General features: G+C 58.6%; 20 protein-coding genes and 3 pseudogenes. 1 reads left to right on the forward strand and 22 read right to left on the reverse strand.

The window, feature by feature from the left end; genetic code table 11:
- Positions 1-586: 586 nt before the first annotated feature.
- Positions 587-1462 carry a host specificity protein gene (locus ACM43_RS12610; protein WP_271540359.1) on the reverse strand — a complete coding sequence of 292 codons (876 nt, stop codon included), beginning with the start codon at positions 1460-1462 and terminating at the stop codon, positions 587-589.
- A gap of 1079 nt (positions 1463-2541) precedes the next feature.
- Between ACM43_RS12610 and ACM43_RS12620 the strand changes: the two genes are divergently transcribed.
- A complete protein-coding gene (locus ACM43_RS12620; RefSeq protein WP_157786094.1) occupies positions 2542-2700 on the forward strand; it encodes a hypothetical protein in 159 nt (52 codons plus the stop codon).
- Between the two features lie 23 nt (positions 2701-2723).
- On the opposite strand, the gene fdxB is transcribed toward ACM43_RS12620, so the two are convergent.
- From fdxB to ACM43_RS12720, 21 genes and pseudogenes are all read right to left on the reverse strand, one after another.
- Complete coding sequence (gene fdxB / locus ACM43_RS12625) at positions 2724-3023, reverse strand: ferredoxin III, nif-specific (RefSeq protein WP_124163606.1); 300 nt, start codon at positions 3021-3023, stop codon at positions 2724-2726.
- An 11-nt stretch (positions 3024-3034) separates the two neighbouring features.
- Positions 3035-3235 carry a CCE_0567 family metalloprotein gene (locus tag ACM43_RS12630; protein ID WP_036014914.1) on the reverse strand — a complete coding sequence of 67 codons (201 nt, stop codon included), beginning with the start codon at positions 3233-3235 and terminating at the stop codon, positions 3035-3037.
- Between the two features lie 12 nt (positions 3236-3247).
- Complete coding sequence (locus ACM43_RS12635; protein ID WP_036032024.1) at positions 3248-3712, reverse strand: NifX-associated nitrogen fixation protein; 465 nt, start codon at positions 3710-3712, stop codon at positions 3248-3250.
- A 6-nt stretch (positions 3713-3718) separates the two neighbouring features.
- Positions 3719-4114, reverse strand: coding sequence for a nitrogen fixation protein NifX (nifX, locus tag ACM43_RS12640; protein ID WP_036014919.1), 396 nt, complete (start codon positions 4112-4114; stop codon positions 3719-3721).
- Positions 4111-5520, reverse strand: a complete 1410-nt coding sequence (gene nifN, locus ACM43_RS12645; protein ID WP_036032028.1) for a nitrogenase iron-molybdenum cofactor biosynthesis protein NifN — start codon at positions 5518-5520, stop codon at positions 4111-4113. Before nifN ends, nifX begins: the two co-directional genes overlap by 4 nt.
- Positions 5521-5529: 9 nt before the next feature.
- A complete protein-coding gene (gene nifE, locus ACM43_RS12650) occupies positions 5530-7173 on the reverse strand; it encodes a nitrogenase iron-molybdenum cofactor biosynthesis protein NifE (RefSeq protein ID WP_271540360.1) in 1644 nt (547 codons plus the stop codon).
- Positions 7174-7267: 94 nt separating this feature from the next.
- Positions 7268-8824 carry a nitrogenase molybdenum-iron protein subunit beta gene (nifK, locus tag ACM43_RS12655; RefSeq protein ID WP_036032032.1) on the reverse strand — a complete coding sequence of 519 codons (1557 nt, stop codon included), beginning with the start codon at positions 8822-8824 and terminating at the stop codon, positions 7268-7270.
- A 65-nt stretch (positions 8825-8889) separates the two neighbouring features.
- Positions 8890-10392, reverse strand: coding sequence for a nitrogenase molybdenum-iron protein alpha chain (nifD, locus tag ACM43_RS12660; RefSeq protein WP_036032034.1), 1503 nt, complete (start codon positions 10390-10392; stop codon positions 8890-8892).
- Between the two features lie 316 nt (positions 10393-10708).
- A pseudogene (locus tag ACM43_RS38925) lies at positions 10709-11365 on the reverse strand (aminotransferase class V-fold PLP-dependent enzyme).
- 59 nt (positions 11366-11424) lie between these two features.
- Positions 11425-11739 (reverse strand): annotated as a pseudogene (gene sufC / locus ACM43_RS12665) (Fe-S cluster assembly ATPase SufC); the annotation flags it as partial.
- Positions 11740-11771: 32 nt separating this feature from the next.
- On the reverse strand, positions 11772-12404 hold the full coding sequence (locus tag ACM43_RS12670; protein ID WP_225134524.1) for a cupin domain-containing protein: 633 nt from the start codon (positions 12402-12404) through the stop codon (positions 11772-11774).
- Positions 12405-12734: 330 nt separating this feature from the next.
- A complete protein-coding gene (locus tag ACM43_RS12675; RefSeq protein WP_036014930.1) occupies positions 12735-12938 on the reverse strand; it encodes a 4Fe-4S binding protein in 204 nt (67 codons plus the stop codon).
- A 729-nt stretch (positions 12939-13667) separates the two neighbouring features.
- A pseudogene (gene ald, locus ACM43_RS12680) lies at positions 13668-14777 on the reverse strand (alanine dehydrogenase).
- A 381-nt stretch (positions 14778-15158) separates the two neighbouring features.
- Positions 15159-16205, reverse strand: a complete 1047-nt coding sequence (hypE, locus tag ACM43_RS12685) for a hydrogenase expression/formation protein HypE (RefSeq protein WP_036031295.1) — start codon at positions 16203-16205, stop codon at positions 15159-15161.
- A complete protein-coding gene (gene hypD, locus ACM43_RS12690; RefSeq protein WP_271540361.1) occupies positions 16202-17344 on the reverse strand; it encodes a hydrogenase formation protein HypD in 1143 nt (380 codons plus the stop codon). Before hypD ends, hypE begins: the two co-directional genes overlap by 4 nt.
- Positions 17341-17577 carry a HypC/HybG/HupF family hydrogenase formation chaperone gene (locus tag ACM43_RS12695; protein ID WP_074448267.1) on the reverse strand — a complete coding sequence of 79 codons (237 nt, stop codon included), beginning with the start codon at positions 17575-17577 and terminating at the stop codon, positions 17341-17343. The genes hypD and ACM43_RS12695 overlap by 4 nt, the downstream gene beginning before the upstream one ends.
- A gap of 1 nt (position 17578) precedes the next feature.
- Positions 17579-19834, reverse strand: coding sequence for a carbamoyltransferase HypF (gene hypF, locus ACM43_RS12700; protein WP_036031286.1), 2256 nt, complete (start codon positions 19832-19834; stop codon positions 17579-17581).
- Positions 19831-20778 carry a hydrogenase nickel incorporation protein HypB gene (hypB, locus tag ACM43_RS12705; RefSeq protein ID WP_050996257.1) on the reverse strand — a complete coding sequence of 316 codons (948 nt, stop codon included), beginning with the start codon at positions 20776-20778 and terminating at the stop codon, positions 19831-19833. Before hypB ends, hypF begins: the two co-directional genes overlap by 4 nt.
- Positions 20778-21119 carry a hydrogenase maturation nickel metallochaperone HypA gene (gene hypA, locus ACM43_RS12710; RefSeq protein WP_036031281.1) on the reverse strand — a complete coding sequence of 114 codons (342 nt, stop codon included), beginning with the start codon at positions 21117-21119 and terminating at the stop codon, positions 20778-20780. Before hypA ends, hypB begins: the two co-directional genes overlap by 1 nt.
- Positions 21112-22203 (reverse strand): hypothetical protein, encoded by a 1092-nt coding sequence (locus ACM43_RS12715; RefSeq protein WP_158626802.1) that lies wholly within the window; start codon positions 22201-22203, stop codon positions 21112-21114. Before ACM43_RS12715 ends, hypA begins: the two co-directional genes overlap by 8 nt.
- Before the next feature lie 85 nt (positions 22204-22288).
- Complete coding sequence (locus ACM43_RS12720; RefSeq protein ID WP_271540362.1) at positions 22289-23146, reverse strand: hydrogenase expression/formation protein; 858 nt, start codon at positions 23144-23146, stop codon at positions 22289-22291.
- Positions 23147-23545 lie beyond the last annotated feature (399 nt).

Consider the following 23545-nt stretch of genomic DNA (forward strand, 5'->3'; position numbering starts at 1 on the left):
TGCGCATCGAAGTCCCCCGCGTGGAATCAACCCGCTGCCAGGGAATCAGAGTTCGCTAATTAGGTACAGACCCTAGTCTATCTCATTCGTCGTTCGCAGTTGATCGCAATGCTCGGCAGGGAAGTCGTAGAAGGCCAGCAGGGTTTCGCGGTTCTTGACCAGGCTCGCGGCCAAGTTTGACCGTCCCGCAGAGAGACCATATCATTTCCAGGTTGCTTATTCTCAATCGGATTCATGATCACTTCATGGCTCTCTTTGAGCGCCGTCGCCGCTCTTACGGGCTCTGCTTTGGTGCATTGACGATGTCGCCCACTGTATCAAGATGCCCCACTCAAGCAGGATTGGTCGGTAGACCGCCGCCCTAGCCAACCGCGGTGGGGGAGCACCGGGCTGCGCAGCGCCAGCGCAGGCAGCTGAGGGCTAAGCCGCGTTGGCGGCGAGCGGCCCAGAGCTGATCGGGCAGCACTCTGGGCGCGATCACGCCGCCTGACGCAAGCGCGTGTTGAAGTGGCGAGCCATTCCTGCAGCAACATACTCAATGACCACGAGTAGCCACCGCTTTCAGGCCCGACCTCGTAAACAGCAACTATTCGGCAGCCGACCCCGGGCCTAGATTGAGGCGCTCGAAGTACCAAGACGTGTCATCGCCTGACGACTCTGTCTCATCACTTGCTTCACTCGAAGCTCGCTCGATGTTTGCCTGAGCACCACTACTCTCGGCGGCAAGATATCCTTCAGGTTTGCCTACACGTTGCCATTTACCTTCGTCGTTATGCGTCCACTTGTCGGGATGCTGGTGAGGATCAAGTACCCAGTGATTCTTATCACTCACAGGAACAAAGCCCATCTGAGCCAGACGGGACTCGATGCCTGGGAACGCAGGTTTTGACATTATCAATGCTTGTTCGCCGTCTTGCCGAAGCTGATGTTCAAGTAGAATATCGCCAGCGTTCTCAACGAGCGGATGAGTAACCCGAAGATCTACTTGGGATGTGACCGCGTTGCGACCGGGAAACTGGGCGCTGAATCGCCTTCCTCCTACCCGAAGTCCGCCTTCTGTCCTCAGAAGCCCGACAGTTTTGTCACCCAAGCGATAGGCGTAATATCGCGCCTGGTCGGTATCTTCGTCGGTGTGACCATAGGTTCTAGCAATGTTTGCCGCGCGCTCAGCTTTTGTGGATATGAAATCCGAGTACTCCAGTGGACGCTCGGCAATGTACTTGATGTCGTCGCCATAGAAGGCCTCCACTTCTTCCCCGAACTTATCACTGTCGATCTCTTTGATCGGAGGTTGGGAAGTTACAGAGTACGGCCGTGTCGCTGCCTGAGACGAACTTGGGCCAGCATCGGGCGCCATGCCTGCAAGCCTTTCCGCAAAGCCCTCGTCATCTGAATGCCTTGCTTCATCAGCCTGGGTAGCGCTTGTGGATTGGCTAGATGAGCCAACAATTCGGCCATACATCGGATCGCTCTCCTGTCGGTACGGTTTGGGGGTCAGAGCTCGCGTTGCTCGAGCTCTACCGAGGATGGTAAGATGTCTAGCTGACCACGAGCTGACGCGCCGAGGTTGAGCATCTGTCGCCGGCTCTTGTGAGAGGAAGCTAACTCCTCGTCAGTGAAGAGCGGCTAAAGCAAATGAGCTAGAACCGCATCTCATCGTTGTGGACTGATATGCGAGGGCACGGTCTTGGTGCATCGGGCATAGGAGTCTTGGAATTTCATTTTCTGGATTCCCTCGAATCGACAGCCATAATTCCGTCGCATCGGAGGTGGCGATGCGGCCGAAGAAGCACAGGACGACGGGGATCGGGCAATCTGTTCCGGGCCAGGCTGGACCAGATCGTCAATATGAAGCACGCGCGGTTCAGCTCGCCGGCAACGTCGATTGGGACTGGATCGACATCCGCCGCTGTCCAGCGAGAACGGCCGGCGCGCCGCACGTCCACGAGCTTGTTTCGAGCGGGCAGGATCGAGCCACACAACCTGCGAATGCAACGCCGCAAATTGCTCGCCACGCTCGGGCACCGGCAGTTGGGCATCCTGCGCGCCTAGCTAAAGACTCTTTGGCGTCTCTTCCTGACCGCCGATGGCACTGAGTTCCGGCCAGAGATGCGCGCCGCATGAGGCAGTCTTAAACGCGCCAGATGCGCCTTCGGCGGAACAAGCGTCCCTGCCGGGACGAAGGTGTTGGCCATCTTGAAGTCGTGCCTGCGGGCTTTACACGCCGCACGCTTCACGTCGAGATGCAGACCTCTTGAACGCGATCATGCGGCGGCTCCCTGTGGAGACGACCGCGGAAAGAACCATGAACCCGGCAGTGGATCACGTTTACTATCGGGGTTGACACCGTGCCTGCGAAAAGAACGGACGACTACCTCGTGGGCCTTTCGACCCGCTTCCACTTGTCGTTCTCGTTCCTCGTCCACACTTCGGGGTGCTGGTTAGGATCAAGCACTAAATGGTTGCGGCCCACGTGAACAACACCCATTTCCGCTAGACGGGCTCCATGCCTCTCCTGGCAGGACGTGACAAGACCAACGGATGATCGCCGTCCTCTCGCATTTGATGTTCCAGGAAGATATCGCCCGCGTTCTCGACGCGGATGAGCACCTGAAGACCTACCACAAACGTGATATCGTTGCAGCCCAGCTGTTCCTGAAGATGCTCTCCTTTAAACCGAGCCGGACCTGCTGCTCTTAAAGGCCGCGGAGAGCTGCCTTCGCTCATGCAGTTTCGGCTGCAGCTGAAACGTGGGTCTGGCAGTCGGCCGGGCAAACCCTGGCGCACGCACCGCAGCCGATGCAGGCACCCTGATCGTCCAGGACCATGATCTTCTTCTCGATCTCCTCGTCGTCGTCATTGTCGAGCTCGATAAGTTCGCCTTCCTCGTTGATTCCTTTCAAGGTCATGACATCTCGACCGCACACCTTGAAACAGCGGCCACAGCCGATGCATTTCTTTGCATCGATCGTGATCAAGTATTGTGGCGTCCAGTCGCGTCCGTCTCGTGTTTGAAACGACATGCATTGCCCCTCTAGGTATTCTCCAGCGCCTTTAAGGCGAGGCTCTTGCGCTCAAGTTCGGCATAAGCATCGTACGCCTTCTGCGCGACCACCATGATCGAGGTCCAGTTGATGGGCAGTTCTTCCGAAAGGTCGTGCAGATCCATCTTGGCCTGTATCGCCTTGGCAGACACTTTCCTAAGTTCGGCCTTCAGTGTTTCACGATCGCTCATGAGTGTGCATCCTCAATAGTTCGCCACGTCGGGGAATTTCCGAATCAGGTCAACTCCATCCGTGACATATTTATCCCCCTCCTGAGCCAGCTTGACGAAACTGTCGAAACCGAAGCGATGCACGTCGCGCAGCTGCTTGTTTACGGCGACCAACCGCCCTGCGATGAGCACTATGCGCCCGAAGCCTTCATGATGCAGCTTCAGAATCGGCTGAATCATAACGCCGGTCTCCCTCTCTACTGACAGCGCAACTGCATTGAAGAACAGCTCAAGCCGCCACAGTGTCTTGGCATCGGGATCACCAATAATCGGCAATGCGCGCCGCTTCTCCATGTTCAGGATATAGGGTTCGAGCAGATCACGATCGCTCTTCCCTTCCCAGGCTCCGTTAGTATCCTGAGCACGCCAAATCTTGACCAAATCGATGAGGAATGGCGCGTCGACCGGGCTGGCCTGCTGCTCTATTTTTTCGGTCATATCACCTCATTCATCAAACTCGAACGTTCTCCCCTGGTCCTTTGCCATGACCTTGCGCAGCCAGGGAGGTGGTGTGCCCTTCAGCACCCGCTCGAGTTTTTCTAGGAGCACTAGAATGTTTTCCGGTTTGCTCACCTTGATAGGATGGATTTTGTTGGCCACCACTCGCGCAGCCGCTGCACCACCAATGGCAGCGACGTAAAGGATTGCGCAATCCTTGATAGCCTCGATCTTTGGCGCCAACTTATCATCGCTGCCGTCTTCCTTAAGATCGCCATCAAACTCGATCGCTTTAACAAACACGTGCCCGCCAGGAGCGACATCGTAGATTGCGATATTCTTTGCCCAACCAAAATGAGCATCGACGCGTCTCAGGTCCTGAGTGGCAAACGCAACTTTCATGCAACCGACCTCTCAGTCGCGACGGTGGAGCTGCGATGGCCCGCGCATCGTGGCAGTACGCGCCCAGTCCGCCACTTATCGGGCGTAGGCTGATCGTTCTCGTCGCGATGCGCAATCACGAGATTCGCGATTTCGAAGATCACATTCCGCGTACCACGGTAGCCTACCGATAGCTGGTGTCCCGCGCCAAGTCGATCGAATATCGGAAAACCTGCGCGATAGAACGGCACCTTCAGCCGCGCCGCCGCTTGCCTTCCATGCGAATGCGTGATCAGCAGGTCACAATGCCTCTCTTTGGCAAGGTCTTCCAGATCTGCGAGATCGCCAATGATCACTTCATTGGTCTTGATCCGCTCGATCACCTCCGACTGAGTCGTCGTCACGGCAACGGTCACCTGCGTGCCCATGTCGCTCAGCATGCCGGACAAATCGAGCAGAAGATCTGGCTCGGCACCGATTGCAAGTTTGCGACCGCCAATATGGAAGTGCGCATCCAGCATAGCATCTGCGAGCTGACTGCGCTGGCGTCGATATTTCAAGGGTATCGGGCGGCCGCTGATCTCGCTCAAAAACGTCATGAACTCATCATTCGGACAAAGGCCACACAGCCGCTCGAAGACACGAAAAGGCACGCCGGTCTTTGCCTGCATGACCTCTGCAGCTCGCCGCATCTGCGCGCCGATTGCAATCGTCCACCCGGCGCGGCCCATATTCGCAATTTCGCCGACGTCGATGCCGCCGACGGTCGTTGGCGTAAACTCATCGGGGATATGCCCATCGAGCGATCCCGCCAGGTCAGGGAGGAAGGACGGAGACAACCCGAAATCCTCCAGTATGACACGGAGTTCATCAAGATCGCCGGGCGTGAGGTGACATCCCGGCAGAACATTCACCCTCGATGGATCCCTCAGGCGACTGGCATTTGGCCCATCCACCAGCACCTCCACAATGCGCGCGACAGCCTTCTCCCAGCCGTCCTGGAACGCACCCTTGAAATCAGGTGTCGAGACGTAAACGAGCGGCAACTTTGCGAGTTGCGGATGCTTGCTCCGGATCAGCTTGAGGTAGGCATCCACATCGTCGCCGTTGGTCTCGGTGACGCCAGTCGAGCAGATTCCGATGATCTTTGGCTTAGCTCGCTTGTAGATGTTCAGTATCGCCTGCTCGAGATTCTCATAACCACCCAGTACAGTCGTGACCTCACTCATCGCGGTGGTCCGCAGCGGTACAGCCTCTTTGAAATGCCGGACAAAGAGCGTGAGCCCGAAGGATGTGCACCCCTGGGAGCCGTGCAGAAGCGGCATCGCCCCGCCCAGCCCCATGAAGGCGAATGCGCCGCCGATCGGCTGGCTCATCTTCAGCGGGTTGACAGCGCAGGCTTTTGTCGGCGTCGTGACGATGGCCATGACGCCTCCCTATTCTGCGGCCTGTCGCATGGCAGATGGCTCGGACACCAAGATCTCGTCGATACGTCTTTGACAGCAGCCACCGACCGCATTGGTATGCTCCCTGACCGCTTCGACGCTCCTCAGGCGATGCGCGTAGATTGCATCCTCGATCGTGCCCAGATCGACCCTGTTGCAGATGCAGATCTTCCTGGCGCGGCGCGACTTTTCGGCGAGCGCCGGGTCGGCGAGCGCGGTCGCGGGCGATTGCATCTGCTCCATCGCCTTGGCCAACGCCTCCCATGGCGCAGGTCGACGTAGCTGCTCCCACATCGGACTGGAGAGCGACTTATCGATCTCCTCCACCAGCTTGACCATTCCGACATAGCCCATATAGGCGTGGCAACGCTCCTGGTTGATATCGAGCCAAGGCACCGCCGCTTTCAGCGCGACGAACTGCGACTTGCCGCCCGATAGCATGATGTCCGCTTTTGCGCCCTTCAGCATCTCGTACATTTCGCGCGGCGTCATATTCTCGATCATATTGGCATCATGCCCCATGAGCTCCTTAATGCGCTCCTTATCTTCCTTGGTCGATTTCTTTACGCTGGTGCCGACTAACTCAAGCCCGGCTTCCTGGAGTGCCGCAACGACCGACCATGACTTGACGCCCCCGGTCATTAACAAGGCCTTTTTGCCTCCGAACCGTGGCTTATACGGCTCGATCGCACCCCAGGCCCACGCTTCCTCGCGCGCGATCAACGCTTCGGTGCGCCCGAGCAGATCTGTCGGGGCGCCGCGTTCAACCAATAAGCGGGCAATCTGCCGTAGCGATTCGCTCGAATCTTGAATACCGTAGAAAGAACCCTCGAAGAATGGAATCCCGTAGCGTTGCTCCATTTTGCGTGCGACGTTGATCATGGACTTTGAGCACACCAACATAGCCGCCCGTGCGCGATGAGATGAAGCGACTTCGCGATATTTGCCGTCGCCTGAGATGCAGCAGAGAATTCGTACTCCAAGCTCGTCTAGTAATGGCTTCACTTGCCAGAGCTCGCCCGAAAGGTTGTATTCTCCGATGAGATTGATGTCGTACGGGGTGGTGTAGTCCGGTTCTCGTGTACCGATCACATAGTCAAGCAAGGCCTCGCCGGCCAGCTTGTTGCCGAGATTCTTCGAACCGACGAAGCCCGGAGAATTGATCGGGATCACCGGCTTTAGAAATCTTCGAGATGCCGCCTTGCAGACTGCGTTGATGTCGTCGCCGATCATCGCTGGGATGCAGGTTTGATAAACGAAGATGGCGCACGGATCGTACTTGTCGATGATCTCCTTGATCGCTTTGCAAAGCCGCTTCTCGCCTCCGAATACAATATCGGTTTCGCTCAAATCGGTTGTGAATGCGGTGCGCCACAGATCCGAGCCGGACGACACCGCACCCCGATTGTCCCAGGAATTGCCCTCGCACGCGATCGGACCATGTACCAAGTGAGCCACGTCGGTGAACGGCTGCAACGCAACCTTGGCGCCATCGAAAGCACAGCCGCCGGCAGCACTACCCGGCTGCAGCTGTTTGGTGCAGCCGTTCCTGCGTTCAGCCTCTGACTTACTGCCATTCTTGGCGCAGCCTGGCTCGTCGAAGATAATCTGGACCGTGGCCGCTAGTGAACTCATCCTGTTTCCTCTCAGGGCGAACAAATTGCAAACTCAATGACCATGTGCTCGTGCCATCGCCCATTGCCTGGGCGATGGCACGCGCAGTCGCTCATCAGCGAATGATGTCGAAGCTGTAGTCCGTTTTGCCAAGAACGTTGGTGTTTTTGTCGATCTCGTCGAAGATCTTGTCCAGGATCTTCACCAGCACATTCAGGCCGCCCTGATAGCCCCATAGGGGGGAGCGGTGATGGTGATGCCGATCAAAAATCGGAAAGCCGATGCGGATCAGTGGCGTTCCGGTATCACGCTCCAGGTACTTCCCGTAGGTGTTGCCAATCAGAAAATCGACGGGCTCAGTAAACAGAAGTGAGCGCATGTGCCAGAGGTCTCGGCCGGGATAGGCTTGGCAGCCCTGTCCAAATGGCGAGCTTGCAAGCAGCGCCTGCATTTTTTCCTGCCATGCCTTGTTGCCGTTGGTAGACAGCACATGGGTCGGTTCGGCGCCAAGTTCGAGCAGAAACGCAGCCAACCCATAGCAAAGATCCGGATCGCCATAGATCGCGAACTTCTTGCCATGAACATGCGTGCTGGAGTCGGCGATGGCGTCCACCAGGCGGCCACGTTCTCGCGCAAGTTGCTCGGGAATCTCCTTGCCGCTGAGGCGTGACAGCGCGACGATGAAGTCATCCGTTGCAGATAAGCCCACCGGGTAGTTGAAGGATACGACGTCCTGGCCATGCTCCGCCACGAATGCCAGCGTCTTTTCCGTGCACCACTGTTGCATGGAGATAGTCGCCTTGGCATGAATCGCGTTCGCCGCATCCTCCAGCGTCGTACCACCATCATACATCCGGAATTCGCCGTCGGTCGGAGTATCGAACACTTCAGAATTGTCGGCGAGAACCGTATGCTGGATGCCCATCAACTCCAAGATGCGCTTGATCTCGCGAAGGTTCCCAACGGTATAGCCATCGAATCCGCCAATGATGTTGATCGCCCCATTCGGTTTGCGCTCAAGCTTCGGCGCTGTTCCGGCCTTGCCGTCCCAAAAATGCTCCAGAATGCCCTTGAGCGCATTGTCATAGCCGGTGACGTGGCTGCCGACGAACGCCGGCGTGTGGGCGAACGGCACGTCGAAATCCGCCGGAACCGAGCCTTTTTCTTTCGAAGTCTTGATGAAGGCGTTGAGGTCATCGCCGATCACCTCGGCCATGCAGGTTGTGGAAACCGCAATCATCTTGGGCTTGTACATGTTGTAGCTGTTCGCCAGCCCGTCGGTCATGTTGTTCAGACCGCCGAATACGGCAGCGTCTTCCGTCATTGACGAAGAGACACAGGAGCTAGGCTCCTTGAAGTGCCGCGACAAATGACTGCGGTAATAGGCCACACAGCCTTGCGAGCCGTGGACGAAGGGCAACGTGCGCTCAAAGCCAACAGAGGCGAATACGGCGCCAAGCGGCTGGCACGCCTTGGCTGGATTTACCGCTAGCGCCTCCCGCGCGAAGTTTTTTTCGCGATATTCGGCGGTTTTCGTCCATTCCTTGATACGTTCGACCTCGGCGGGATCGCGAGGGTTCTCGAATATCTTCTTCTTGGCCAGCATCTGCTGGTATTCTGGACCGCGGAACAGTTCGACATGATCGATCACGTGCTCGGCACTCTGCGCCATTGGTGAAATCCTTCACTATCGTCGAGATTGGTATCGCCCGGCTTTCCCAAGCGAGATGAGTTGCTTTATTCCGCAGCCTGGAGCTTGGCCCTCGAAGCTTCCTTCCAGGGGGCCTTCGTTTTCTTCCAAATCGGCGAGTTGATAGCCATGTCCATGTCGCGCGCAAAGATCGCGAATCCGTCATAGCCGTGATATGGACCCGAATAGTCCCAAGAGTGCATCTGCCGGAACGGCACACCCATCTTTTGAAAAACGTACTTTTCCTTGATACCTGACCCGACAAGGTCAGGCTGGAGCTTTTCGACGAAGCGCTCGAACTCGTAGCCATTGACGTCATCGTAGATAAGCGTGCTGTCCTTCACGTAGTGCTGAGCTGTCCGCTGATAGTCATCGTTGTGACCGAACTCGTATCCGGTGCCAATGACTTCCATCCCCAGGTCCTCATATGCGCCAATCACATGACGCGGACGGAGCCCGCCGACGTACAGCATCACCGTCTTGCCCTCCAAGCGAGGCCGATATTTTGCGATCACCGCGTTCACGAGCGGCTGATACTTCTCGATTACCCGCTCGGCCCCTTCCTTGATCTTGTCGTCGAAATAACCCGCAATCTTGCGCAAGGACTCTGCGATCTTTGATGGTCCGAAGAAATTGTACTCGCACCACGGGATACCGAACTTCTCTTCCATGTGGCGTGAGATATAGTTCATCGAACGGTAGCAATGCAGAATGTTGAGCTTTGCCTTCGGCGTTGCTTCGAGCTCAGCCAGTGAGCCATCGCCGGACCACTGCGCGATTACCCGCAGGCCCATCTCCTCCAGCAGAATTCGTGATGACCAGGCGTCGCCCCCGATATTGTAGTCTCCGATAATCGCAACATCGTACGGCGTCGGCTCGAACTTGGGTTTGCCATCGCCCTCGAGATGCCCGAAAATCCAATCTCGCACCGCATCGTTCGCAATGTGATGGCCCAGTGACTGCGACACGCCCCGGAAGCCCTCACAACGGACCGGCACGATGGTCTTGCCGCCATATTCCTTGGATTTCGCTCGTGAGACGGCTTCGATATCGTCACCGATCAATCCGATCGGGCATTCCGATTGGATCGTGATGCCGTTGTTGAGTGGAAACAGCTCTTGGATTTCATCAAGAATTTTGACCAGTTTTTTGTCGCCGCCGAATACGATGTCCTTTTCCTGGAAGTCGGAGGTGAACTGCAGGGTCACGAAGCTATCGATACCTGTGGTGCCAACGTAATAGTTGCGACGCGAACCCCACGAATACTGACCGCAGCCGACGGGGCCATGGCTGATATGAACCATGTCCTTGATTGGTCCCCAGACCACCCCCTTTGAGCCTGCATAGGCGCAGCCTCTGATCGTCATCACGCCAGGTATGGATTTGATGTTGGACTTCACGCCGCAGTCTGACTTTCCGGCCTGGTGAACATTGAGGTGCTTGGCACGCCGTTTCGCGGTTTTCTCCGGATAGACCTTCAGCACCTCCTCGATCAGCTCTTTGTTGCGAGCCCTGATTTCTGCGATGCTCTGGGTCGTGGCGAGGCTCATCTGATGTCCTTCAAGGTTAGCTGTTGCGAGGGCGGCTTCTTGACCAAGACTTTTGCAACCAGCATGCCAGCGTCTCGTGAGCACCAAGACCGTAACAATCAAAGCTACTTAGCGCGCCTCGTGCGGTGACACGGGCGTTGTTGCGAATCCGACATCCCGCTTTCGCAGAGAACTCTTGGTGTGGCCCCGTTCGAAATGGAACAAGGCGGGCTCTGCCTGAAATTCCTTCCCAGTTCTGACAGGCTTGCCAATGCTTCTATACTTACTGAAACCTACAGATGCTGCGAAGAGATCGATGTGCCCGTGCGTGCCCTTATCAGGCCGTGGCAACTGCTCGCGTGACCTGGCGAGCGTAAACGAGGCGACGCAGCTCGCGTTGAGCTCTGCAGCATGGGATCGTGCACGTCATCATCATCGCAGCAGGTGATGTCGGCCAGCCCGCTTGCGGCCGACTTCCGCCTTCAATCGCAGAGCACTGCAGTCGCGGTGTATTTTTAAGTCCAAGGGACACACGGCACGTCGCCAGCAGGCTGAAACACTTGAGCAGCGGCATCGCACAGTGCGCCCCCGTCCGAACGGCTACACCGGCGCGGTCGAGCATGGCGGTAATATCATGCGCATGTGTTCCCTTCACTTCAAACGAAATGATCGGCCCTTCTCGGCCGGAGTCCCGATCATGCGCACGAAGTTGATGGCCTGAGACTCCTCCGGGTAACCGAGCAGTATTTTCTCGTGCGTGTGGTTCTGCACCTTGCCTATTGAATTGATGTAATCGACAGCGGCGCCTAAACCGATGGGCTTCGACGATCGGCGGCGTACCCGCTTTGACCTGGTGTGGCGGATCGCCGTAAATGACACTGGAACGCAACCTCGCGAATCATCTTCCGGTTGAAGGGCGACATCGAGGCCAGTGCTCAGACTTGCCGTAAAGTACCCCGACCCCAGTCGGACTGTACAGTTTGTGACCCGTCATGACTTAGAAATCGCAATTGATCTCGCAGAAGTCGGCGTTCAGATGGACGCATTCCTTGCGAGCCGTCGACCCGGCGAACGCAAGCCGTTGATTGCGTTGGCGACGATACGCAGCGCGTCGATGTCGAGGCCAGCATCGATCTCGTCCAGGCCGCACAGGCTCGGCTCGAACAGCGCCATCTGCAAAACTTCGTTGCGCTTCTTCTCGCGACCGAAGAAGCCGACATTGAAGCCGCGCTTGAGCATGTCCTGGGCGAAGTTAAGCCAACCTTCTCATTTCAGAAATTCGCGGGTGTAGAATTCCTGCTCGCCGCGCGCCTTGCGTCGGGCGTTCAGTGCGGCCCGCAGGAAGTTCATTGTAGTCACGCCGGAAACTCAACGGGATACGGAACACCCCTTGGCGCGCCTCAACCCGCCGGCGAGTCGGTCTGGCGCAGCGTCGTCACCCAGATCACGCGCGCCACCTGCTGGGTCGGGTTGTCGAACATGTGCGGCACGATGCTCGGAAAACGAAAGCTGTCGCCGGCTTCCAGCACATGGGCCTGGTTGTCGAGCCACAGCCGCAGGCTGCCCGAGAGGATGTAGCCCGCCTTCTCGCCGGTGTGCTGCAGGAAGTCGGTGCCGGAGGAGGCGCCGGGGTTGAGCGTGAGCTCGTAGAGCTCGAGCTGGCCTTTGCCTTCCGGGGTCAGCGCTTCCTTGACGACGCCGCTGGCGGTGAGCCGCAGCAGCCGCCTGGCGTTCTTGCGCACGGTGTAGCGCGGCGCTTCGGCAGGATCGCTGCTCTCGAAGAAATAGGAGATGGGAACGTCGAGCGCGATTGAGAGCAGGCGCAGCGTGCGGATCGAGGGCATCGCGCGTGCGCGTTCGAGCTGGCTGATCATGCCGGTCGACAGGCCGGTCTTGTTGGCGACGTCCTGGATCGAAAGGCCGGCGCGCTGCCGCAGCAGCCGCACGGTTTCACCCAGGCGCTGGTCGACCGCATCGTCGGCTTCGATCGTGGAAGCGTCCTTGGTGCCGTTGGTATCGCCGCGACCATCCATGTCGCTCTCCCATGCGTCATCTCAGCCTCGGGTATCGAGTCCCGTGCCTTCAGTCAGAGTGAAAAGCTGGCGCATTCTAGCAATCCGATTGACAGTTGTATTTAGTCGTGATGAAATTTTGCCAGAAAAATTTAGAAAAACTAAAGCTCACTCCTGTCCCTTTGCCGGGGTCTCGGGGCGGTGCGCTCGTTCCGCCGCAAGCTCTGCGAGCGGCTCGCGTGAGTCACCACGAGCTCGCGGCTAGCAAGTGAGAAAAACAGGAGACGGTTAGGAAAGGCGGCGGTGTCGAGAGCGTGTTCATTATGTTCGTGCGGGAGCTCCTCTCGTCGGCTACCCTACCTTTGCCGGCACGCAGGTATCGGGCACCGGGCAAACGACCGCGCATTGTGGCGCGTCAAAATGCCCTTCACATTGGGTACACTGGGACGGATTGATCACATATATGTCGTTCTTCAGGCTGATCGCAGCATTGGGACACTCGAACTCACACGCACCGCAGACGGTGCACTGGGATGCGATTATCTTGTAAGCCATCACTGCGATTCCATAAGCAAAAGGTGCGGGACAGTTTCTTGCTATCAAGTCTTGTGCCAGACAGTTTGAACTTGATTCGTCTGGAGTAATTTCGATAACGCAAATCGCCGCCTCGACACGCTGTCGCAAATCCTACAAGGGGCGTGGCGGCTTGATCTCGATGCTTTGATTTGCGCATGGTTGATTCACAGCAGTCAGATCAGGTGAACCACCTTCTCCAGACTCAGGGGGGACGATCTGAGATCCTCCCCAACGCCTTCGTGCCGCGGCTAAGATCGATGCGTCGCGCGGCATCACGAAGTTCTCCGCGGGTCCAAACCAGAGCGCATCTTGTTAATTCCACTCACCGGGACAGCCGCGGCTTACGCGACAGCATCACGGGCAGCAACCGGCAGGTCCTCACCAGTCTGCCTCGCCACAGCCAGTCAGAAGGTCACGGCGGTCGCTCCAGATACAGTCACACCCGTGATGCGCGTCCCTCTCAGGGCCCGCGGAACGCATTTTCAGTTGCCCCGTATTGCGGGCAGAACCGGCATTCACATCCGCCGCAAAAGTACACTGTCTCCCCCACGTGCGGGCGACTGAAGCCAGGTGTTCGTTTGGTGATCCTACCTACGCTCCGCGCTCAAAATAGATGCCGGCGGCGTCAGTCGATGGGTGTAGCCGAAAAAAAAGCCACCCCAAAGGGTGGCTTAGTCACGGAGGAAACGCCCATGAGGGCCTTTGGGATCAGGCCGCAGCCTGTTCGATCGGTGAGAAGGGCAGCCCGAGGCTTTCGGCCACCGCTTTGTAAGTTAGCCGGCCCCGATGGACGTTGAGGCCTGCGCGCAAATGGGGATTTTCGAGCACGGCGGAAAAACCCTTGTTGGCCAGAGCCAAACCAAACGGCAGAGTTGCGTTATTCAGTGCTTGACTCGAGGTCAGCGGAACGGCGCCGGGCATATTGGCCACACAATAATGAATGATGCCATCTACTTCGTAAGTTTGATCCGCGTGAGTGGTTGGGTGTGATGTCTCAAAGCAGCCGCCCTGATCGATAGCGACGTCCACGAGTACCGCCCTCTTGCGCATCGAGCTCAGCATGCTCCGGCGGACCAGCTTCGGCGCGCTCGCACCTGGAACGAGCACGGCACCAATCACCACATCCGCCGCAAATACCTCTTCCTCTACAGACTCGAGTTGAAAATCTGGTGCGAACGCGTCCTTCGAATAGCTCGTCCAGCTCGCGGAGCCGGATTATCGAACGATCGATGATGGTCACTTCTGCGCCCAGACCGACCGCCATGCGTGCCGCGTGCGTACCGACGACGCCACCTCCGATCACCACGATTCGGGCAGGCTGAACACCGGGCACCCCACCGATCAGCAGCCCTCGTCCGCCTGTACTCCGCTTTAGGGCGCTACCCGCCGCTTCGATCGCAAGCCTACCCGCGACCTCGCTCATCGGCGCCAGCAGTGGAAGACCACCATGCGCATCAGTTACAGTCTCATAGGCGTCGCAGTGCATCCTGATTCCAGGAGGCCGGTAGCCTGGTCCAGGTCGGGAGCCAGATGCAGATAAGTGAAGAGGATGTGATTCTCACGCAGCTGAGACCATTCGGACGGCTGAGGCTCCTTGACCTTTACGATCATCTCGGTCAAGGCGAATACCTCAACGGCGGAAGTTAGAATCGTTGCGCCAGCATTGCGATAATCGTCATCGGTTGCACCAATGCCAGCGCCCGCATCGGTCTCGATCATCACGCTGTGGCCCGCTGCCACGTATTCGCGGGCAGCTCCAGGAGTAAGGCCCACGCGATATTCGTGCGCCTTGATTTCTTTTGGGACTCCGACCTTCATTTGATAACTCCCTGCCTGACGCGGCCTTTCTTATCGGAAGCGAGCAGCGATATCGCGACGCAACCGACCGAAATGGCGCAGGAATTCAGCGATATTTGACAGGCTTCGCAGGATTTCAAACCCACGGGTGCCGAGCGGATCGTGTGACCTTGCTCGCTGAGCTTAACCGTCGACACTGAGCGATAGGCGATAAATAGTTCCGAATTGCGGTCTCGGCTCGCAGAGAAGCTAACGACCGAAATCACAGCCTGCCGAAGTTCGAAAGCAGTAAAGATGGCGTTTCGCGTGTTTGGCAGGATTGCCTATCAAGCGATAGCGCTCCAGGAGTTGATGGCCAATGACCACTGATGGCTTCCAGAAAATCGACACTGCGTACCCTGTTCAACAGATCCGAGGCAATTGTTCGCCCCACAGCCAGTCGACGACGCGTCGACCGCCGAAACCGGTGGTCATCTGCACAAACTTGTGATCGTCAGCCACCGCCTCACCAATATCAGCTGCATCGGTCGCGAGCGGGTGCGCTTTCATGGCAGCAAGCACGGCATCGGCCGAATCAGGCGCGACGATCGCAACCAGCTTGCCCTCGTTGGCGACATGGATCGGCTCGAGTCCAAGCAGCTCGCAAGTAGCCGCAACCGCAGGCTTCACAGGAATGGTTGATTCCTGCAGATGGAACCCAAGGTCGGATTGATGTGCAATCTCATTGAGAGCCGCAGCTAGCCCGCCGCGCGTGGGGTCGCGCATCACCCGGATGCCGCCACCGCCGGCGGCAATCATGACCGCTACGAGATTATGCAACGCTGCTGAGTCCGAGACGATTTCGGTCTGAAAAGCGACGTTCTGACGTTTTGACATGATCGCCACCCCATGGTCGCCGAGGCTTCCGGACACCAGCACACGATCCCCGACCCTTACCTTGTCGGCGGACAGATCCAGCCCATCGGCCACAAGCCCGATCCCGGCCACGGAGATGAACAGACCGTCTGCCTTGCCGCGCTCGACGACCTTGGTGTCCCCGGCAATGATGTAAACGCCGGCCCCGCGTGCTGCCGCGCCCATCGAATCCGCGATCGTCCTCAGATCCGAAAACCGGAAACCCTCCTCGATGATAAAGCTGGCTGACAGATAGAGGGGACGCGCACCGGACATCGCCACATCATTAATCGTGCCGTGCACAGCCAATGACCCGATATTACCGCCGGGAAAGAACAGTGGTGTAACCACATAGCCGTCGGTCGTCATCACCATTCTGCCTGCCGAAACGTCAAACGCCGACTGATCATTGCAGCGGGCGAGCCATTCATTACCGAAGGCTTGGTGAAAAAGGTCGGAGATCAGCTGTGCCATGGCACGGCCCCCAGATCCGTGGGAAAGTTCAACGCGCCCGTTCTTTACGTCGAGCTTGCGTGGATAGGCTTTCACGCTCATGACCTCTGCCTCACCCGTTCATCGCGAACTCGGCCATAGGTCCAGTACGCCGCGCAAGCCCCTTCTGATGACACCATGCAGGCCCCTATGGCCGTTTCCGGAGTGCAGATGGTTCCAAACAACTTGCAATCGACCGGCCGTTTGGCGCCACGCAGGATCGCACAGCACTCGCACGCCGGATTGTCTGCGACAGGCATGTCGTGGATCACAAAACGCGTCTCGGCGTCGAATTTTGCATACGACCGCTTCAGCTTCAGTCCGCTGTTGGGTACGAGTCCAAGCCCCCGCCATTCAAACTGATCACGCAGTTCGAATACCTGCGACACCTCGCCCTTGGCGCGCCGATTGCCTTCGCGTGTCACTGCACGGCTGTATTGGTTTTCTACCTCATAGCGGTGTTGATTCACTTGCCGCACCAGCATCAATATAGCTTGCAGCACGTCGAGGGGTTCAAATCCCGCAACCACGATCGGCTTCTCGAACTGTTCTGCCAGCGGCTCGTAAGGCTGCGTACCGATAATGGTGCTGACATGTGCAGGCCCGATGAAGCCGTCAATTGGGACGCCGCCGGTGTTGCGGATCTTCGGGTTCTCGAGAATGCTGTGCATCGCAGAGGGTGTAAGCACGTGATTGCAGAACACGCTCAGCCCCTCCATCCGCTTGCTCTCGGCAATCCGGATCATGTTCGCCGTTGGGGGTGTCGTGGTCTCAAATCCGATGGCAAAGAAGACCACCTCGCGGCCCGGCATCTGTTCGGCGAGCCGGATAGCTTCGAGCGTCGAGTAGACCATCCGAATGTCAGCGCCCAGCGCTTTGGCTCGCAACAGGGACTGTCCTTGCGACCCGGGCGCGCGCATCAAGTCGCCGTAGACGCAGAGAGTGACCTCTGGTCGGTCGACGAGCCGGATCGCCATGTCGATTCGGCTTGCGGGCAGAACGCAGACGGGACAACCGGGGCCGTGGATCATCCGGACGTTCGCGGGCAGCAGATCCTCGAGGCCATAGCGGGAGATCGCATGAGTGTGTCCGCCGCAAAATTCCATGAACCGATAGGCTCTTTGCGAACTGACCTCAGCGTCAATCGCACGCGCAAGTCCCTGCGCGATGATCTTGTCGCGAAATTCATCAGAATATTTCATGACCGGCATTCCTGCGCGGCGCTGCCCAGCTCCTGCAGGAGCTCCAGCGTGCGTTTGGCTTCTGTCGGATCGATCTTGGCGAGCGCGTAGCCGACATGGACGAGGACGTAATCGCCGACATCGAGCTCGTCGACGAGGGCAATCGATATCTCCAGGCTGAGGCCATCGATCGACACGAGAGCCATGTCGTCGGGTAGAATTTTCGCGATCTTCGCCGGAACCGAAAGACACATGTCAGGCAGTTCCTCCCCTGGCGGACGACTGTTGAGCAATCTGTAGAGCGGCAATCCAGGCTTGACCAAGGCTCAAACCGCCATCACTGGGCGGCAGCCGCCGCGGCACCAACGGTGAAAGACCGGCAGCGCTGCAACCGCGCGGGATCTCGTCCGCCAGCACCGCGTTCAGGAAGCAGCCGCCGCTCAGAACGACGGTATTGACGCCGGTTGTCCGCGCGGCGCGCGTGACCCAGTCGACGCAGGCGGCGACGAAAGTGCCATGAAACAGCCCAGCTCCGCCTGCGGCATCGATGTCATCAGCAATCAACCGCGAAAATAGCGGACGAAGCGACAGCACGCCGCCATCGATCGTCCAGCCGGCTTCGAGAATCGCTGCCCGCCGCACCAGCGCTTCGAGCTTCATCGCTGCTTCGCCGTCATAGCTCTGCAAATGCGCAATCCCCAGCAGCGCCGCTGCTGCGTCGAACAACCGTCCCGCACTGGTCGTGGTGGTCCCGCCCGGCTGATCGAGCAAGTCCGACACACACCCGGCTTGCCGTTGCGCCGCAAAGCGCTGCCCGATTTCGTTACCCCTGCCGAGCCCGTGTAATACTGCGCCCGCCATGCGCCACGGCTCGCGGGCTGCACGATCTCCACCAGGCATCTGCATGGGCGCTAAGTGCCCGATGCGTCGGGACCACGTCCCTTCGCACAACAATAGTTCGCCACCCCAGTTACCGCCGTCGGAGCCGAAGCCATGGCCATCGAGCACCAGGGCAAGCGCTGGTCCCACATGGCCATGCTCGGCGATCACTGCGGCAGCGTGTGCGTGGTGATGCTGGACCGCGATCAGCGCGCGAGCATTTTCTTGCGCAAAGCGGGTAGAAGCCATATCGGGATGCAGATCATGGGCGAAAGCGACAGGTTCCACGTCAAGGCTCGATGTTAGGTGTCGGATCGTCCTCTCAAACGCACGGATGCCTTCGGCCGTATTTAGATCGCCAATATGCTGAGAGACGAACGCTTGGTTGTCCCGGGTGATGGTGACGGTCGATTTCAGTTCGCCGCCAACAGCGAGCACGGGCGGGACGGCTCTCGCAAGGCGGATCGGCTCGGGAACATAGCCACGGGCACGACGAAGGAATTGCGGCCGGCCAGCCACCACCGAAACCACGGAATCATCAGCACGCGTCAAGATATCGCGATCATGGGTCACGACAAGATCGGCGATTCCGTTGAGCCGCCGCAATGCCTGCGCGTTATCAATCAGCAGCGGTTCGCCGCAAATATTGGCACTGGTGGCCACGATGACGGGGCTAGACCCCGCACGTGTACCTGGCGAGCGAAGCGCATGGAAGATGAGGTGATGCAGCGGCAGTACGGGCAGCATGACACCCACTCGCGATAAACCAGGTGCTATGGCGGGCGCCAGATTGTTGCGTGATGGCAGGAGGACGATCGGACGTGCTACGGATTCTAGCAGCGCTAGCTCGGGCGCGTTCGCCGCCGCGATCTCGCTGACGCGCTCGACGGAATCGACCAAAACCGCGAACGGCTTCTGAAGGCGGTGCTTTCTCCTGCGCAAACGCTGCACGGCGTCCTGATTACGCGCATCGCAAAGAAGCTGGTATCCGCCCAGCCCCTTTATCGCCACGATCTGCCCCCGCGCGATTGCCGCGACAATATCGCTGATCCCATGGCTAAGCCGAGGACCGCATGCTGGGCACGCGATCGCCTCCGCGTGAAACCTGCGGCTTGCCGGATCGGCATAGTCAGCCGCGCACGCGGCGCACAAACTAAAAGCCCTCATCACAGTGTTGCGGCGATCGTACGGAAGCCGTTCGGCGATGGTGTAGCGTGGACCGCAATGGCAGCAACTGATGAAGGGATAAAGGTAATGCCGATTTTCTGGATCGAATAGCTCTTTGAGGCATTGCTGGCAGACCGCGGCGTCAGCGACGATCTGCGTTGACAATTTGCCGGCTTCGCTCGTCCCGATCGAAAAGCCCTTCGCCGCGAGCGCCGTAGTCTCGCGAACGCAGATGTCGACTATACGTGCCAATGGAGGCGCCTCGAGCGGCAACGTGGCGACAAACTCCGAGGCACGGTGGCCCTCAACCTCGATGATGACGCCCTCAGGGCCATTGATGACAAACCCCGCCAATCCGTACCGAACGGCAAGTCCATAGACGTAAGGACGAAAGCCGACCCCTTGCACTGCCCCACTCACGACCACGCGCAGCCGTGTTCGGTCGCAGGTGGCTGCGGCGCTCATCGCCCTTTGTCCTCGAAGGCGCGCCTCTGACGGCCCGCCTGTCTATCGATCCAGGCGTAGAGCGCGGCAAAGCCTTCGCCAGTCCGAGCCGAAACTACAATCACGTCGATCTTTGGGTTGACCCGTCTGGCGTATTCGATGGCCTTGCCCACGTCGAATTCGAGCAGCGACGCTAGATCAATCTTGTTAATCACCATGAGCGACGAAGCGGCAAACACATCAGGATATTTGAGCGGCTTGTCTTCACCTTCAGTAATCGAGAACACTACGATCTTGCAGGTTTCGCCAAGATCGAAGGCAGCGGGACAGATCAGATTACCCACGTTCTCGATGAAGAGAATACCGCCCGAGAGCAGCGGCAGGCGGCGATAAGCGTCGCCAATCATTGCAGCGTCGAGATGACAATTCTTGCCGGTATTGATTTGAACGGCTGGCACGCCGGCGGCCTGAATACGTTTGGCATCGTTCGAGGTCTGCTGGTCCCCTTCGATGACCCCGACCCACCGGCTGCACTTGAGCTCGGACACCGCGCGGACGAGCAGTGTCGTTTTACCGGCACCGGGGCTGGACAAAAGATTAAATACAAGCAGGTCATCGGCTACGAAGAGCCCGCGATTGTTCGCCGCAATTCCATTATTCTTGTCCAGGATATCGCGCTCAATCTCAACGAGCCGCGTTCTGGTCATGCCACAGCCCCTCAAATCAGGCGGATCGACGCCGCTCGGAAGCGCCTGCGCGTTATGCGCCTGGTGATTGGCTGAGCGAGGACAGCGCTTATAGCGATCACCAGCGTGGTTTGACTGCGGCGGCCGTCGGTCGCCCGGCGGAAGGGCAGAATGGCAATCGCGATCGTCCTGAAGGGATCGCTCATGGCTCTCCGCATCATTCGCCTCGGCGCGTTTTGTGGACGGCGTCCCTTGGTGGCAGCCGCAAATGGTACACATCAATCGATCTCCAACTCTTTCACGCGCATCTGTTCGCCCGCGGTCACCTGCAAGTGATAGCTGCCGCAGCAAGGGCAGCACTCACCGCGCCGAGCAATTTCGACGCTCTTCGAACAGCTCATGCACCAGGCAACGCCGGGCAGTTCGACGATATTAAGAGCCGCGCCCTCGGCAACGGTCCGCGTTGCAGCGGCAGCAAAGCAGAACCTGATCGCTTCAGGCGCCGCATGACTCAGCGCTCCCATCTCCAGACAGATGCTCCGCACCCGCGAAGAGGATCGCTCGTGTACCTTCTCCTCGACGATCTGAATGATGCCAAGACAAATCGCCATTTCATGCATCGCGAACTTCGCTAAGGTTGAGGGTGAACGCGACGCACGGATCGAGCGATGCAATCACCGCATGGACTGCATCTTCGCGTCTTCGAGCCGTCAGCACCGCGCCTTGCAGGTTCCGAACAAGCGGTCCGCGCCGGTGGAAATTCCACTCCGTCGGCGCAAGGAATTCGAAGCGGGATATTCTGCCCTGAGCATCGAGTTCAACCGCGTGGTAGAGACGGCCCCTGGCGCATTCGACCGCGGCCGCTGCACGGCGCGGCCCTAGCTTATATCTTTCGATAATCCCATGCTCCGCGGCTCCAATCTGAGCGCCGGCCTTGAGCCAGGCACATAGCCGCAGGATTTCATTAAGTCTGGCCATCAGCCGCTCGGCCGCACCGAAGGGTCCCAGCGGGACCCCATCCCGGCTGATCTGGCGCGCCCATGGACCCGTCTCGGGCACATGTCCGTCAACATCGGGAGAATAGCAGAACGTCGAGTCATCCCCGAGCAACCGTTTCGTGATGTTGGGGTCGTCAGCAACAGACAAGAATGAGTGCCCCGCCGGAATTGACTTCACGTCGACGTCATTAAGCGCCGTAACGCGAAGCGCCAGCGGGCTACCAGACCTCAGCGCCTCCCCCTCATATAGACCTAGCGCGGCCAGCGCAGCGACAATCCGCGCGGTCGCTTCGCGTTGAGCGGAGCTCCAGGTTGGCTGTGCGGAGCGGACAAACGCTGACAATTCCGACATCAGGGAGCGGATTGCCGCCGCACTGGCGACATCTAACGTAAGATGTCCGACAAAAAGGCTCCGTGCCAAATCCGCGATGCGCTCAGTAACGATAAGTGCAATACGCTGCTGCCTTGTTGCGCGGGTGATCACTTCGTCGCGGGCCGTCTCGATGGCGGACAATAATGCAGTTTGCTGCGCAGCGACACACAACGCGAAAAGCCGCGGCAGCACGTTGAGCACTGTCGAGGGCTCCTTTCCGGCGAACGCGCGCGCCAGCGGCGGCCGGACTCGCGGCAGGATCTCGACCGAGGCGACTACGTCGGCAGCTAGCAATATGCGTACATCGATTTTGTTGCGGGCAACAAGGCTCATGCGCAACACTCCGCCATCGTCCCGCGCAAGCTATAGTCCATGCGCATGCGCCGTCTGCGGGATCGCACCCGATGCGCCGACGTCTTCATGTGAAATACGCCTCGATAATTTCCTGCATGCGCTCGGCTGAGTCCTGGAAATCCTCATCAGCAGCCAACGCAACAATCGGCACGCCGCCGACCTCCAGCGTATCAAGGATGATGTCGTCCGTAGAATTGAAGAACTGCACGGACCAGACATTCCTGATCCCGGTCGCCTGCACTCGGCAGGTGCTGTAGCCGTGCAACATGAGTTGGACCGGTCCATTGCCCAAGCTTTGCTGTAGGAATGCCAAGTCGATAATGCTCATTGGCAGTGACGTCAGATTGATGACATAGGCGTGCATGCCTAATCGCCAGACCCTCGCCCGCTCGCGTATTTCGGCCAGCACCGGTTGAACGTTCATCGCGCCATTCGGCGGCGTGCGGATCACAAGATCGGCGGACGTCAAGTCAGTTGCGGCACGCCGCACAATCTGCGGAATCGACCCGACCTCAACATATTCATGCGCAGGCTCCGCGCCGATGCGCACGCGCCAGATTCCCGCGAGCACTGACTCCCGGATTTGCGCCAAAGAGCCATCTGGCAGCGCAACCACGCCGGCCACCTCACCTTCTCCGAGCAATTCGTCAATCAACTTGCGTTCGCCATCGCTGAGATTTGCGAGCCCGTAAAGTTGTGTCCGAGCACCGCTTCTCTGACGGCGAACGGCAGCAGCGGCGTTTGCTAACAGCAAGGTGGCGTTCGGATAGTTCCTTCCACGCTCGTCCGCATCGCCCCAGGCGCGGCGGGCGAGCACACTCATGGGGCCGGTATGGAATACATCGAGACTCGCAGGGCCAGTGGCGAGGTCGCTCGTCGCCCGCTCAGCGCCGCCGGATACAGTGGGGATCGCCGTTTTCATGATGCGATGTTCCACTGCCTGTACCGAGAGGCAATGCACTTGCCGACCCAAGTGCTGGCGGCGTGTGCCCGAATGATCGGTACGGAGATGCGGTTGATCGCGAGCAAACGGCCCGATCTCTTGCCGACCAGGCAGAGTTCATCGTGCCTAGCGCATAGGCTCGGCGTCGACGGTCTACGTCGGCCGAGCCTGCCGACTCGTGTGCCATTAACGATGCGGGACACCACTGCGCCTTGCGTGCCTTGCCGAAACTTCTTGACAACTTTAGGAAGGAAGAACGCGAGCTGGATGATCCGGAGTTCGGCCGCGGACAGCGGCATCACAGTCACCGTCGCTTGAGCGTGCACGGCTAGGCGCGCATCGACGCTGACGCCCTCCACGTCGAACGGAGGGGGTCGC

Source organism: Bradyrhizobium sp. CCBAU 45321 (genome assembly GCF_028128975.1).
Classification (GTDB): domain Bacteria; phylum Pseudomonadota; class Alphaproteobacteria; order Rhizobiales; family Xanthobacteraceae; genus Bradyrhizobium; species Bradyrhizobium yuanmingense.

What these genes read in the sequence shown, in the direction of transcription:
- ACM43_RS12610 (WP_271540359.1), bottom strand. Translation starts at nt 1,462, where the DNA reads ATGTATGGCCGAATTGTTGGCTCATCTAGCCAATCCACAAGCGCTACC.
- ACM43_RS12620 (WP_157786094.1), top strand. Translation starts at nt 2,542, where the DNA reads ATGATCGCCGTCCTCTCGCATTTGATGTTCCAGGAAGATATCGCCCGC.
- fdxB (WP_124163606.1), bottom strand. Translation starts at nt 3,023, where the DNA reads ATGTCGTTTCAAACACGAGACGGACGCGACTGGACGCCACAATACTTG.
- ACM43_RS12630 (WP_036014914.1), bottom strand. Translation starts at nt 3,235, where the DNA reads ATGAGCGATCGTGAAACACTGAAGGCCGAACTTAGGAAAGTGTCTGCC.
- ACM43_RS12635 (WP_036032024.1), bottom strand. Translation starts at nt 3,712, where the DNA reads ATGACCGAAAAAATAGAGCAGCAGGCCAGCCCGGTCGACGCGCCATTC.
- nifX (WP_036014919.1), bottom strand. Translation starts at nt 4,114, where the DNA reads ATGAAAGTTGCGTTTGCCACTCAGGACCTGAGACGCGTCGATGCTCAT.
- nifN (WP_036032028.1), bottom strand. Translation starts at nt 5,520, where the DNA reads ATGGCCATCGTCACGACGCCGACAAAAGCCTGCGCTGTCAACCCGCTG.
- nifE (WP_271540360.1), bottom strand. Translation starts at nt 7,173, where the DNA reads ATGAGTTCACTAGCGGCCACGGTCCAGATTATCTTCGACGAGCCAGGC.
- nifK (WP_036032032.1), bottom strand. Translation starts at nt 8,824, where the DNA reads ATGGCGCAGAGTGCCGAGCACGTGATCGATCATGTCGAACTGTTCCGC.
- nifD (WP_036032034.1), bottom strand. Translation starts at nt 10,392, where the DNA reads ATGAGCCTCGCCACGACCCAGAGCATCGCAGAAATCAGGGCTCGCAAC.
- ACM43_RS12670 (WP_225134524.1), bottom strand. Translation starts at nt 12,404, where the DNA reads ATGGATGGTCGCGGCGATACCAACGGCACCAAGGACGCTTCCACGATC.
- ACM43_RS12675 (WP_036014930.1), bottom strand. Translation starts at nt 12,938, where the DNA reads ATGGCTTACAAGATAATCGCATCCCAGTGCACCGTCTGCGGTGCGTGT.
- hypE (WP_036031295.1), bottom strand. Translation starts at nt 16,205, where the DNA reads ATGAGCGTGAAAGCCTATCCACGCAAGCTCGACGTAAAGAACGGGCGC.
- hypD (WP_271540361.1), bottom strand. Translation starts at nt 17,344, where the DNA reads ATGAAATATTCTGATGAATTTCGCGACAAGATCATCGCGCAGGGACTT.
- ACM43_RS12695 (WP_074448267.1), bottom strand. Translation starts at nt 17,577, where the DNA reads ATGTGTCTTTCGGTTCCGGCGAAGATCGCGAAAATTCTACCCGACGAC.
- hypF (WP_036031286.1), bottom strand. Translation starts at nt 19,834, where the DNA reads ATGAGCGCCGCAGCCACCTGCGACCGAACACGGCTGCGCGTGGTCGTG.
- hypB (WP_050996257.1), bottom strand. Translation starts at nt 20,778, where the DNA reads ATGTGTACCATTTGCGGCTGCCACCAAGGGACGCCGTCCACAAAACGC.
- hypA (WP_036031281.1), bottom strand. Translation starts at nt 21,119, where the DNA reads ATGCATGAAATGGCGATTTGTCTTGGCATCATTCAGATCGTCGAGGAG.
- ACM43_RS12715 (WP_158626802.1), bottom strand. Translation starts at nt 22,203, where the DNA reads ATGAGCCTTGTTGCCCGCAACAAAATCGATGTACGCATATTGCTAGCT.
- ACM43_RS12720 (WP_271540362.1), bottom strand. Translation starts at nt 23,146, where the DNA reads ATGAAAACGGCGATCCCCACTGTATCCGGCGGCGCTGAGCGGGCGACG.